The 11,769-nt window shown below is 67.2% G+C and carries 11 protein-coding genes; 1 reads left to right on the top strand and 10 read right to left on the bottom strand.

Annotation, left to right across the window (positions count from 1 at the left end; all coding sequences use genetic code 11):
• Nucleotides 1-20: 20 nt before the first annotated feature.
• The 3 genes from ACWH43_RS01855 to ACWH43_RS01845 are packed head-to-tail and all read right to left on the bottom strand — an operon-like array spanning nucleotide 21 to nucleotide 3,936.
• On the bottom strand, nucleotides 21-926 hold the full coding sequence (locus ACWH43_RS01855) for an ABC transporter permease (RefSeq protein WP_260349334.1): 906 nt from the start codon (nucleotides 924-926) through the stop codon (nucleotides 21-23).
• Complete coding sequence (locus tag ACWH43_RS01850) at nucleotides 923-1,876, bottom strand: ABC transporter permease (RefSeq protein WP_158443932.1); 954 nt, start codon at nucleotides 1,874-1,876, stop codon at nucleotides 923-925. The genes ACWH43_RS01855 and ACWH43_RS01850 overlap by 4 nt, the downstream gene beginning before the upstream one ends.
• Before the next feature lie 11 nt (nucleotides 1,877-1,887).
• On the bottom strand, nucleotides 1,888-3,936 hold the full coding sequence (locus tag ACWH43_RS01845) for an ABC transporter ATP-binding protein (protein ID WP_448153393.1): 2,049 nt from the start codon (nucleotides 3,934-3,936) through the stop codon (nucleotides 1,888-1,890).
• Between the two features lie 339 nt (nucleotides 3,937-4,275).
• Between ACWH43_RS01845 and ACWH43_RS01840 the strand changes: the two genes are divergently transcribed.
• Nucleotides 4,276-5,010 (top strand): SDR family NAD(P)-dependent oxidoreductase, encoded by a 735-nt coding sequence (locus tag ACWH43_RS01840; RefSeq protein WP_158448183.1) that lies wholly within the window; start codon nucleotides 4,276-4,278, stop codon nucleotides 5,008-5,010.
• A gap of 33 nt (nucleotides 5,011-5,043) precedes the next feature.
• Here ACWH43_RS01840 and ACWH43_RS01835 read toward each other — a convergent pair whose 3' ends face one another.
• The 7 genes from ACWH43_RS01835 to leuC all read right to left on the bottom strand — a co-directional run bounded on the left by ACWH43_RS01835 (nucleotide 5,044) and on the right by leuC (nucleotide 11,479).
• Nucleotides 5,044-5,673, bottom strand: a complete 630-nt coding sequence (locus tag ACWH43_RS01835) for a flavin reductase family protein (RefSeq protein ID WP_158448182.1) — start codon at nucleotides 5,671-5,673, stop codon at nucleotides 5,044-5,046.
• A gap of 144 nt (nucleotides 5,674-5,817) precedes the next feature.
• Nucleotides 5,818-6,666: an alpha/beta fold hydrolase gene (locus ACWH43_RS01830; RefSeq protein ID WP_158448181.1), complete on the bottom strand. Its 849-nt coding sequence runs from the start codon at nucleotides 6,664-6,666 to the stop codon at nucleotides 5,818-5,820.
• A gap of 12 nt (nucleotides 6,667-6,678) precedes the next feature.
• Nucleotides 6,679-7,083 (bottom strand): Zn-ribbon domain-containing OB-fold protein, encoded by a 405-nt coding sequence (locus tag ACWH43_RS01825; protein WP_260349332.1) that lies wholly within the window; start codon nucleotides 7,081-7,083, stop codon nucleotides 6,679-6,681.
• Between the two features lie 11 nt (nucleotides 7,084-7,094).
• A complete protein-coding gene (locus ACWH43_RS01820) occupies nucleotides 7,095-8,225 on the bottom strand; it encodes a thiolase family protein (RefSeq protein ID WP_158448180.1) in 1,131 nt (376 codons plus the stop codon).
• 67 nt (nucleotides 8,226-8,292) lie between these two features.
• Entirely contained in the window at nucleotides 8,293-9,204 is a 912-nt protein-coding gene (locus ACWH43_RS01815) for an SMP-30/gluconolactonase/LRE family protein (RefSeq protein ID WP_158448179.1), read from the bottom strand.
• Between the two features lie 248 nt (nucleotides 9,205-9,452).
• On the bottom strand, nucleotides 9,453-10,043 hold the full coding sequence (leuD, locus tag ACWH43_RS01810) for a 3-isopropylmalate dehydratase small subunit (RefSeq protein WP_158448178.1): 591 nt from the start codon (nucleotides 10,041-10,043) through the stop codon (nucleotides 9,453-9,455).
• Between the two features lie 2 nt (nucleotides 10,044-10,045).
• Nucleotides 10,046-11,479 (bottom strand): 3-isopropylmalate dehydratase large subunit, encoded by a 1,434-nt coding sequence (gene leuC, locus ACWH43_RS01805; protein WP_375797029.1) that lies wholly within the window; start codon nucleotides 11,477-11,479, stop codon nucleotides 10,046-10,048.
• Nucleotides 11,480-11,769: the final 290 nt, after the last annotated feature.

Raw genomic sequence — 11,769 nt, 5'->3', positions numbered from 1 at the left:
GATTGTCGGTCGTCGGAACCTCAGGTCTTCAGTCGCGGGTCGAGCCAGTCGCGCAACGCGTCGCCGACCAGGTTGAAGCCGAACACGGCAAGCGAGATGGCGGCGCCGGGGAACAGGATCATCCACGGCGCGGTCTGGTAGAAATTGGCGGAATTGCCCGAGAGCATCAGGCCCCAGGCCGGTGTGGGCTCGTTGACGCCCAGGCCGAGGAAAGAGAGCGACGCCTCGAGCAGGATCGCCTGCGCGATATAGGCCGTCAGCAGGATGAGATAGGGTCCGAGCACGTTCGGCGCCATGTGGCGCAGGATGATGCGGGCCGAGGAATAGCCGGCCGCTCGCGCCGCATCGACATAGGGCATCTCGCGGATCGACAGGCCGGCGGAGCGCACGACGCGCGCCGCGCGCGGGATGATCGGCACGGTGATGGCGCAGATCAGGTTGACGTCGATGCCGCCGACGCGGTTGCGGCCGACCATCGCCACCACCACCAGCGCGAGAACGATGATCGGGAAGGAAAGCAGGAGATCGATGCCGCGCTGGACGATCATGTCCCGCCAGCCGCCGTAATAGGCCGAGGCCAGCCCGATGAGCGCGCCAATCGTGCAGCCGATGAAGGAGGAGATGAAGCCGATCGTCAGCGCCGTGCGCGCGCCGTACATGATGCGGGTGAGGATGTCGCGGCCGAAGCTGTCGGTCCCGAAGGGATGCGCCAGCGAGGGCGGCGCCAGCATCGCCTCGAAATCGATCGCGACCGGATCGTAGGGCGCGATGAAGTCGGCAAGGACCGCGGCCACCACCATCGCCAGGACGGCAACCAGCCCGGCGACGCCGAGCGGCTGGCTGACGGCGAAGTCGACGACCGGATTGTCGCGCCAGCGACGGCGGGCTGGGCTGGGCCGAAGGGCGGTCTGGCTGAGCGTCGTCACTGGTTCGTCACCCGCGGGTCGAGCACGCCATAGAGCAGGTCGACGATCAGGTTCACGACGGCGAACATGACCGCGATCATCATCACGAGCGTCTGGATCAGAGTGAAATCGTTGCGCGTCACCGCCTCGACGAAGAGCCGGCCGATTCCGTTCAGGTTGAACACCTGTTCGGTCACCACCAGCCCGCCCATCAGAAAGGCGAGTTCGAGACCGATCACGGTGATGGCCGGCAGCAGCGCATTCGGCAGCGTATGGCGCACGATCACCAGCCGCTCGAACACGCCCTTGGCCCGCGCCGTGCGGATGTAATCTTCCTGCAGCGCCTCCAGCACCGAGGAGCGCAGCATGCGCGCCACGACCGCGGCATAGCGGTAGCCCACGGCCAGCGCCGGCCAGATCAGTTGCGAGAGATTGGCGATCGGATCGGTGAAGAAGGACGTGTAGGTCACCGGCGGCGACCAGTTGAACAGGCTCAGAAGCCCGAGGATGATCAGCATGCCGAGCCAGAAGGAGGGCACGGCCAGGCCTGCGATGGTGACGATCCTGACGAGGTAATCGATCCAGCTATCTCTGAACAGCGCCGAGACGGTTCCGAGCGGCACCGCGATGAGCACCGCGACGATCGCCGCCATCACCGCGACCTGCATCGAGAGCCCCAGCCGGATGCCGATCTCGCGGGAGATCGGCTGGCCGGTCCACATCGAGGTGCCGTAATCGAAGGTGACGATGCCCTTCATCCAGTCGCCGAACTGCACCACCAGCGGCTTGTCGAGCCCGAGCCGGACGCGCTCGCGCTCGATGACTTCCTGTGAGACGTTGCCGCCATCGGCGCGCAGCTTCACCTCCACGATGTCGCCGGGGATGACGCGCAGCAGGAAGAAGGTCAGCAGCGCCACCGTGAACAGCATCGGGATCATCAGGGCGAGGCGCTTGACGATGTAACGCAGCATGGCGGGGCCCCTCAGAGCTTGATGCAGGCGGCGAAATGGCCGGGGCGGACCTCCCGCAAGGGCGGCACGATGCCTGCGCATTCCGCTGTCGCCCGGGGGCAGCGCGTGTGATAGGTGCAGCCGCTCGGCGGGTTGAGCGGCGATGGAGGTTCCCCCTTCAGCACGCGCGCGGCCCGCTGTCTCTCGATCGTCGGATCGGGCACCGGCGCGGCATCGAGCAGCGCCTGCGTGTAGGGGTGCAGCGGCTCGCGATAGAGATCGTCGCAATCGGCCGCCTCGACGACGCGGCCGAGATACATCACCACGATGCGCTGGGAGATGTGGCGGACGACGGCGAGGTCATGGGCGATGAACAGGAAGGTCATGCCCAGCGAATTCTGCAGATCCGTCAGCAGGTTCATGATCTGCGCCTGGACCGAGACGTCGAGCGCCGAGACCGGCTCGTCGCAGACGATGAAGCTCGGCTGCATCGCGAGCGCGCGGGCGATGCCGACGCGCTGGCGCTGCCCACCCGATAGCTGGTGCGGATAGCGCGACGCCATCTCGGGAACGAGGCCGACGCGGCGCAGGAGCTCCGCGCTGCGCTCGTCCGCCTCGCGCCGGTTACGGGCCTTGCGATAGACGAGCTGCGGCTCGTTCAACGTATCGCCGATCGACATGCGCGGATTGAGCGAGCTGAACGGGTCCTGGAACACCACCTGCATCCGCAGGCGCAGCTTCCGCATCGCCTCGGCCGAGGCGGACGCGATATCGGTCCCCTCGAACAGCACCTCGCCGCTGGTCTGCGGCGTCAGTCTCAGGATCATCCGGCCAACGGTCGTCTTGCCGCAGCCGGATTCGCCGACCACCCCGAGCGTCGTCCCGCGTGGGACGTCGAAGGAGACATCGTCGACGGCGCGTACCAGCCCGTGGCGCCCCTGCCCGACCGGAACGTGGAAATCCTTGCGCAGCGCGCGAACCGACAGAAGCGGAGCCTCGCCATCGCTCGGCGCCGCCTCGGGCAGCGGGGGCGCCGCCGGCCGTGCCGCCAGCGCCTGCTCCAGCTTCGCATGGCGATGGCAGGCGCTGCGCTGCCCCTCGGCAAGGTCGAAGAGCGGCGGGTCGGCCTCGCAGGCGGCGGCGCGCAGGAAGCAGCGTTCGGCGAAGCGGCAGCCGGTCGGCGGGGCCAGTAGATTGGGCGGCAAGCCGTCGATGGTGTCGAGCAGGCCGGCACGAGGCCGGTCGAGCCGCGGCACCGAACGCAGCAGTCCCAACGTATAGGGATGGCGCGGCCGGGCGAAGAGCTGCTCGGCCGTGCCCTCCTCCACGACGCGCCCGGCATACATCACCGTCAGCCGGTCGGCGTAGCGGGCGACGATGCCGAGATTGTGCGTGATGATCACCAGCGCGATGCCGAGCTTCTGCGACAGCTCCTTCATCAGCTCCAGGACCTGGGCCTGGATGGTGACGTCCAGCGCCGTGGTCGGCTCGTCGGCGATGATCAGCTTGGGATTGCAGGTGAGCGCAATCGCGATCATCACGCGCTGGCGCATGCCCCCGGAGAACTGATGCGGATACTGGTCGAGCCGCCGCGCCGCATCGGCGATGCCGACCAAGCCGAGCAGCTCGATGGAACGCTCGCGCGCCTCCTGCGCATTCATGCCGAGATGGATCCTGAGCGGCTCGGCAAGCTGCATCCCGATCGACAGCACCGGGTTCAGGCTCGTCATCGGCTCCTGGAAGACCATGGCGATGTCGCGCCCGCGCAGCTCGCGCAACTGCGACGTCGACAGCTTGGTCAGGTCGCGGTCCCCGAACATGATCCTGCCGCCGGCCACCCGCCCCGCGGGCTTGGCCAGAAGACCCATCACGGCAAGGGCCGAGACGGATTTCCCGCAACCCGATTCGCCGACGATCGCCATCGTCTCGCCGGGGTAGACGTTCCAGCTCACGCCATCGACGGCACGGACCCGGCCGCGCGACGTGTCGAACTCGACCCGCAGGTTTTCAACGGACAGAAGCGGGGCCTGGGCCGAGGGCCGAGCCGCCACCGGCCTTGCGATATCGAGCGTGTTCAGCAAACCCGCCACCCTCCGGCCATGACGGAAAAGGCCGCGAGATCCTGCGCACCGACGGTAGACGGAATTCGAGTGTGGTTTGTCCGCACGCGTTCCTCTGCCCTGGCTTCGAGGCGCTCTAACCGACTGGCGCCTCTTGTTTTTCATTGTTTTTGTCAAGAATGTAAAATGCATTATATAAGATGAATTCGCCTCCGACAAGCGGACTCGCGATCCGTGGTCGCCGAGCCGGTCCCTGAAACCGCCGCGGGTTGGAAACGATGGTCGGCGGCACGAGAAGGGCAACGCCCCGGAATGAGTTTTGAGCGCCCGAAATGAGGGCCGATGGGAGAGAACGCAGGCATGGACAAGGTTCTTATCGTCACCGGCGGCAGCCGGGGGATCGGCGCGGCCACCGCGAAGCTGGCGGCCGAGCGCGGCTGGAGCGTCATGACGACCTATCTCGAACGGCGCGAGCCGGCCGAAGACGTGGTACAGGCGATCCTTGCCGCCGGCGGCAAGGCCGCGACCATGCAGGCGGACACCTCGAGGCCGGAGGACGTCAGCAAGCTCTTCGACGAGACGGAGAAGCGTTTCGGCCGCGTGACCGGCCTGGTCAACAATGCCGGCATGAATGGCGGCCCGTCGAACCTGATCGATACCCCGGTCGACGAACTGCGCCGCCTGATCGACACCAACATCTTCGGCTGCATGCTCTGCGCCCGCGAGGCGATCACCCGCATGGCCAGAAGCCGCGGCGGACAGGGCGGGGCGATCGTCAATCTGGGCTCGGTCTCGGCCCGCCTCGGCAGTGCCGGCGAGCGCGTGCACTATTCGGCCTCGAAGGGGGCGGTCCTGAGCTTCACCCAGGGCCTCGGCCGGGAAGCGATCAAGGAAGGGGTGCGGGTCAACTGCGTCAGCCCCGGCCTCACCGAAACCGAGATGAACCCGGCCGCGCGCATCGAGCGCATTCTGCCCGTCGTGCCGATCGGCCGCGTCGCGCAGCCGATCGAGATCGCGCAGGTGATCCTCTTCCTGCTCTCGGACGAAGCCTCCTACGTCACCGGCACGGAAGTCACGGTTTCCGGCGGGCGCTGAACCGCGCTGCTGCCCGGTCCCGCGCAGGCGCGCCTATTCGGCGATCTTGCCGGGGCCGGGGATGATGCGCGGGATTTCGAGCGCATCGGCGGTCCGGACGTACCAGTTGCCCTGCATGCGACCGAGCAGCCGCAATCCGGGCGTGTCGATATGATAGCGCGCAGCGTCGCGCACCGCCTCGTCGACCACATGCATCAGCACGATACGGCCGAGCACCAGGGAGCGATGCGGGCCCAGCTCGACGATCTGCAGCAGCTCGCACTCGAATGAGACCGGGCTGCCGCCGATACGCGGCGCCCTGACCATCTCGGATGGCACCGCCTCCAGCCCGGCCTCCGCGAACTCGTCGACTTCGGGCCGGAACTCGGCGGCGGTGATGTTCATCTCCTCCGCCTGGTGGTCGGCGACCATATTGACGACGAAGTCGCCCGTCTCCCGGATGTTGCGGCCGGTATCCTTGCGGTCGCCGGGGCGGCGGTCGTTGATCGCGAAGCCGAGAACGGGCGGGTCCTCGCCGAAAGCGTTGAAGAAGGAGAACGGGCCGGCATTCGGCCGTCCCTCAGCGTCACAGGTCGAGACCCAGGCGATCGGCCGCGGCACCACCGTCGAGGAGATCAGCTTGTAGCGCTCGATCGGGCTGAGCGTCGAGAAATCGAACTTCATGGCGTCCCCCTCGCCCGCAAATCATTTGCCGGCATAATTTCGTAATCTGCTGGATGCATTTGGAGCCGGCAGATGCGATATCCCATCCGGCACCGCCGATCGGCGGAGGCGAAGCACCCCGGGGAGGCCTTCCCGCAAAAGGAGCTAGTCGATCAGGCTCTCCAGCAAGGCGTTGAAGGCTTCCGGCCTCTCATAGGCGACCCAGTGCCCGGCATCCCGCACGAGGTTGAAGGAGACGTCCGGCCGGATCTCCCTGAGCAGCGCCTCGCGCTCGGCGAAACGGCCGCTGGCGACGACATCCTTGTCGCCCCAGATCGCGTTCAGCCGCCCCGGCCGCGATTGCCTGAGGGCATCGGTCAGCGAGGGCGAGTTGGCGAAGCGGCGGCTCTTCACCCGCGCGAGCCCGACATTGCGCGCCTGGATATCGATGGCGAGCGCGTCGATCCGGCTCTCGTCGGCGATCATCAGCATGGCGAGGTTGGCCCGGTTGGCCTCCCGCCGCGCAGCCTCCGACATCTCGCCGTCGGTCCGTTGCAGCACGATATTGCTGCGCGGCAGGCCGAGCGCGCCCGGCCCCACGAGCGTCAGCGAGGCGAGGGCGCGGGGAAATTGCGTGGCGGCATGGCCGGCGATGAGCGCGCCGAAGGAGAAGCCGACGAGATCGATCGCGTCCCCGGCCGGGATCAGTTCCGCCATTCCGGCGGCGACCGTCGCGCCGATCCCTGCGGGCGTCGGATCGTCGGCGTCGTCCGACTCGCCGAGGCCCGGGATATCGGGCACGAAGAGCCGGTGCGAGCGCTGGAAATGCGGAATGTTCCGGACCCAGTGCTGCCAGGAGCCGTAGCCGCCATGCAGCAGCACCAGCGGGCGTCCGGAACCCCAGATGCGCCAGACCATCCGCCCGGCGCCGCAGGCGGTTTCGGCGCGAGCGGCCGTCGCGTCGAGGCGCTCCAGAATGTCGGCCGGCAGGGCGTCGATGATCGAAGAAGCCATGCGTCGGCCGGCTCAGGCCGCCACGAATTTCGGCAAGGTGAGATGGTCCGACACCGCATCGAAGGCGACGCGCAGCGGCAGGCCCTCCCGCGCATTCTCCGGCCTTGGGCCGAGGAAATTGCTCATCAGCAGCGGCCCTTCCTCCAGCGCGACGAGGCAGACATCGTAAGGCAACTGCGACTGCAGCACGTCCCAATAGGCACGGTGGAACGTCACCCAGGAAATCAGCGTGGCCTTGCCGCTGACGACCTCCCAATCCTGTTCCTCCGAAAGGCAGGACGGGCAGACCGGGCTCGGCGGAAAGTGCCGGTCGCCGCAGTCGCGGCAGCATTGCACCGAGAGCCGGTGCTCGCGGGCGTTCTGCCAGAACGGCTCCATCAGCGGATCGCCGTCCGGAACCGGGGTACCGTAGCTCATCGATGCCTCCTTCAGGCCCGCGTATAGATGATCGAGCGCGTGCAGGGCGTGGTCGCGACATAATGCACGACCTCGCAACCGGGCACCTGGCGGATGCCGCATTCGCCACGCAACTGGCGCACCGCCTCGATGTTCAGCGCCCAGCCCTGCATGTAGGAATTGGAGAGGTGGCCGCCATCGGTATTGGTCGGCAGCGCACCGCCGAGCGCGAGGCGACCGCCCTCGACGAAGGCGCCGCTCTCGCCGCGCTTGCAGTAGCCGAAGCCTTCCAGGCTGAAGAGCACGGTCGGGCTGAAATTGTCGTAGCACATCAGCGCGTCGACATCATCCGGGCCGACGCCGGCCATCTCATAGACCTGGCGCGACGTGTCCTGCGCCTCGGTGAACCACATATCGGGATCGAAGTTCGCCACGGCCGAGCGGCGGAAGGCATCGCGCCCGCCGGCCCCGGTGATCAGCACCGGCGGCTTGCGCAGGTCCTTGGCCCGCTCGGCGCTGGTCAGGATCATGCAGACCGCGCCGTCGTTGATCAGGCAGTAGTCCAGGAGCCGCAGCGGCTCGGCGATGGGGCGGGCCTCCTCATGGTCGTCGATGGTCATCGGCTTCTTCATCACCGCGTCCGGGTTGAGGATCGCGTGCTGGCGGAAGGCGACGGAGACCTCGGCGAGCTGGCGCGTCGTCGTGCCGTAGCGCTGCATGTGCATGCGGAACATCATCGCATGCGCCGCGCCCGGCGAGGTGAAGCCCCACGGGTCCCAGACGCTGGCGGAATCGTCGCCGCCATAGTTCATCCGGCGCGACCGGCCGATATTGGTGTAGATCAGCGCGACATGGTCGGCGGCGCCGCTCTCGATGGCGAGCATCGCCTCGATGATCGCCATGCCGGACATGCGGCCATGGCCCGGCATGGCGAGCGTCCAGCGCGGATCGAGGCCGAGCACCTCGCCCATCCGGGCGTAATACGGAACGCGGCAGGTCACCAGCCCGTCGATCTCGTGCTTTTCCAGGCCGCTATCGACCAGCGCGGCCTTGAAGGCGTCGGCGCCGAGCGCATAGTCGCTCTTGTGCGGGAAATTGCCGTAGGGCGTGTTGCCGACGCCGACGACGGCGACCTTGTTCCTGAGATGGTTCATCGAAGTCATGGCATCGTCCGGGAGGATGGCCCGCGCCGCATGGCAGCGGAGAAGGCGGTTTCGGTCGTGTCCGGGTTCAGGGGTATTGCGCGCCGCGCTGTCCGACATAGACGGCGTAGACGCTCGAGGCGCAGGCGATGAACAGCCGGTTGCGCTTGGGGCCGCCGAAGGTGAGGTTCACGCATTGCTCCGGCAGGCGGATCTTGCCGATCAGCGCTCCGTCGGGCGCATAGCATTGGACCCCGTCTCCGGCGCTCGTCCAGACATTGCCGTCGGCATCGACGCGGAAGCCGTCCGAGATGCCCGGCTCGATCACCGCGAAGACGCGCGGATTGGCGAGCTTCCGGCCATCGACGACGTCCCAGGCCATGATGTGGTGATGACCTTCGGGGTCATGGGTGATCGAGGTGTCGGCGATGTAGAGGATGCTCTCGTCCGGCGAGAAGGCGAGGCCGTTCGGCTTGATCATCGCGGCCGTGGCGGATTCGAGTTCCCCCGTCGCCGGGTCGAGTCGGAAGACATGGTTGGCTCCGAGCTCTCCTTCGCCGCGATTGCCGGTGTAGTCGCTGAGGATGCCGTAGTCGGGATCGGTGAACCAGACCGTGTCGTCGGACTTCACCACCACGTCGTTGGGCGAATTCAGGCGCTTTCCCTGAAAGCGATCGGCCAGGACGGTGATGCTGCCATCGGGCTCGGTGCGCGTGACGCGCCGCCCGCCATGCTCGCAGGTAACGAGGCGACCCTGCCGGTCGCGCGTATTGCCGTTGGCATGGTTGGACGGCGAACGGAAGACGCTGACGCCGCCGCCGTCGACCCAGCGCAGCATGCGATCATTGGGGATGTCGCTCCAGAGATAATAGTCGCCATCGGCGAAGTAGACAGGCCCCTCGGACCAGCGCATGCCGGAATGAATCAGCTCCACGCGCGCATTGGCGACGATGGCCGATCTGAAGCGCTTATGGTCGATGATCTCGAATTCGGGGCTCATTCTGGCGTTTCCATTGGCGCGGGGACCCGGTTCCGGCTTCCGCCATGCGAGGCCGCATGAAGGGCGCAGACCGCAACCCGCGATGCAGGCCGAAACCTGCATTCGGAAGCCGGTCAGGCTCTATTTTATAAGATGCATTCTATTTGTGACCGCCGAACTGTCAAGCGTGCGGGCCGCCGGAGCGACCCCGGAAATGCCGCGCGTCAGGCACGGGCCAGGATCGCGTCGCCGATTCCCCAAGCCGGGGATCAACTCCCGTAAGATCTCTCGAAGGCGGCGATCTCTCCCGCCAGCCCGAGCGTGTAGCCGAGCTCGTCGATGCCGTTGACGAGGCAATGCTTGGCGAAGGGATCGACGGTGAAGGCGTGGCCCGTCCCGTCCGGCAAGGTCACCGTCTGCGCCGGAAGATCGACCGTCACCGATGCGCCGGGATAGGCGAGCAGCCCGGCGATCAGCCCGGTCACGACATCTTCGGGCAGGACGATCGGCAGCAGGCCGTTCTTCAGGCTGTTGCTGGCGAAGATATCGCCGAAGCTCGGGGCGATCACGGCGCGCATACCGTAGTCGTAAAGCGCCCAGACCGCGTGCTCGCGCGAGGAGCCGCAGCCGAAATTGCGCTCGGCCACGACGATCTTCGCCAACGCATAAGCCGGCTGGTTGAACGGCAGCTCGGGCGACGGCGTACCGTCCCTGCCCAGACGGCTGTCGGCGAAGAGATAATTGCCGAAATTGTCCGAGCGCGGCTTCTGCAGATAGCGCGCCGGGATGATCTGGTCGGTGTCGCAGTTGACCTGCGCGATCGGCAGGGCCACGGCCTCGAGACGGTCGAAACGTTCCATGATCAGCCCTTCGCCATCAGCCGGCGCACATCGCTCAGTCGTCCCGTCACGGCCGCGGCCGCGGCCATGGCCGGGCTCATCAGATGCGTCCGCGCGCCGGGGCCCTGCCGGCCGACGAAGTTGCGGTTCGAGGTCGAGGCGCAGCGCTCGCCCGGCGCGACCGTGTCGCCATTGGTGGACAGGCACATCGAGCAGCCGGCGAAGCGCCACTCGAAGCCGGCCCGGACGAAGACCTTGTCGAGACCTTCCGCCTCGGCCTGCGCCCTGACGAGCCCCGAACCCGGCACGACCCAGGCCTCGACGCCCTCGGCGACCTTGCGCCCCTGCACCACCGCGGCGGCCGCGCGCAGATCCTCGATGCGCCCATTGGTGCAGGAGCCGATGAAGACCCGGTCGATCGCCACCTCCTCCAGCGCCGTGCCCGGGCTCAACCCCATATAGGCCAGCGCGCGGCCCATCGCTTCGCGCCGTTCCGCCGTCGCGGCGGCGGCCGGATCGGGCACGCGACCATCGATCGGAGAGGCATCCTCGGGCGTGGTGCCCCAAGTCACCATCGGTGCGATGGCACTGGCGTCGAGCACGACTTCGCGGCTGAAGACCGCGCCCGGATCGGAATGCAGGCCGCGCCATTGCGCGACCGCGCGCTTCCAATCCGCACCCTGCGGCGCATGGGGACGTCCCTGGAGATAGGCGAAAGTCGTCTCGTCGGGCGCGATGACGCCGGCCCGTCCGCCGGCCTCGATCGTCATGTTGCAGATCGTCAGCCGCCCTTCCATCGAGAGCGCGGCAATGGTCGAGCCGGCATATTCGATGGCGTGCCCGGCGGCGCCCGCGACCCCGATATTCGCGATCAGCGCGAGCACCACGTCCTTGGCGGTGACGCCTTCGGGCAATCTGCCTTCGATCAGGACGCGCATCCATTGCGGCTTGCGCTGCCAGAGCGACTGCGTCGCCAGCACATGCCCGACCTCGGTGGCCCCGATGCCGAAGGCCAGCGCACCGAAGGCGCCATGCGTCGAGGTGTGGCTGTCGGCGCAGACGATGGTCATGCCCGGCAGGCTCAGCCCCTGCTCGGGCCCGACCACATGCACGATCCCCTGCCGCGGGTCGCCGAGCCCGAACATCTCGATGCCGGCCTCGCCCGCATCGCGCGTCAAGGCCTCGATCATCGTGCGCCGCTCGGGATGGTTCACCGCCGACATGTCGCGGCTATGGGTCGGCACATAATGGTCGGCCGTGCCGAAGGTCCGCGCCGGGGCATGGGGCTTCAACCCACGCGCACGCAGGATCTCGAAGGCCGGGGCCGTCACGTCATGGATGAAATGCCGGTCGATGAAGAGCAGATCCTGGCCGTCCTCCCGCGCGAGAATGCGGTGCCGATCCCAGATCTTGTCGAGGAGCGTCCGGGGTCCATGATCCGCTGCATCATCCACAATCCTGCCCTCCGGATTCCCGCGGCGTCGCACCGGAAGGCGGAGGCCACCGTTCCGAAAGCGCGATGCGGCGTCGAAGCCCTGTGTCGACAGGCCGGAACGACGTTCCAGCCAGCACCATGGCAGGGCCGCGTGAAAGATTGCATCATGCATAAAATTAGGAGAGACTGAAACGGCTTTTTGAGAATCGACCGGCGGTGATCGGGCCTTACACCCTTTCTCTCCGCTCGTGGGGTAGCTTGAGGGAGCTCTCCAAAGCTTGATAGTGCCTTTTGGGAGCCCTTAAAGTGTCG

The organism is Allobosea minatitlanensis (assembly GCF_964020775.1).
This window is presented reverse-complemented; position numbering and strand designations above follow the sequence as displayed.

What these genes read in the sequence shown, in the direction of transcription:
- ACWH43_RS01815 (WP_158448179.1), bottom strand. Translation starts at nt 9,204, where the DNA reads ATGAGCCCCGAATTCGAGATCATCGACCATAAGCGCTTCAGATCGGCC.
- ACWH43_RS01825 (WP_260349332.1), bottom strand. Translation starts at nt 7,083, where the DNA reads ATGAGCTACGGTACCCCGGTTCCGGACGGCGATCCGCTGATGGAGCCG.
- ACWH43_RS01840 (WP_158448183.1), top strand. Translation starts at nt 4,276, where the DNA reads ATGGACAAGGTTCTTATCGTCACCGGCGGCAGCCGGGGGATCGGCGCG.
- ACWH43_RS01830 (WP_158448181.1), bottom strand. Translation starts at nt 6,666, where the DNA reads ATGGCTTCTTCGATCATCGACGCCCTGCCGGCCGACATTCTGGAGCGC.
- ACWH43_RS01820 (WP_158448180.1), bottom strand. Translation starts at nt 8,225, where the DNA reads ATGACTTCGATGAACCATCTCAGGAACAAGGTCGCCGTCGTCGGCGTC.
- ACWH43_RS01835 (WP_158448182.1), bottom strand. Translation starts at nt 5,673, where the DNA reads ATGAAGTTCGATTTCTCGACGCTCAGCCCGATCGAGCGCTACAAGCTG.
- leuD (WP_158448178.1), bottom strand. Translation starts at nt 10,043, where the DNA reads ATGGAACGTTTCGACCGTCTCGAGGCCGTGGCCCTGCCGATCGCGCAG.
- ACWH43_RS01850 (WP_158443932.1), bottom strand. Translation starts at nt 1,876, where the DNA reads ATGCTGCGTTACATCGTCAAGCGCCTCGCCCTGATGATCCCGATGCTG.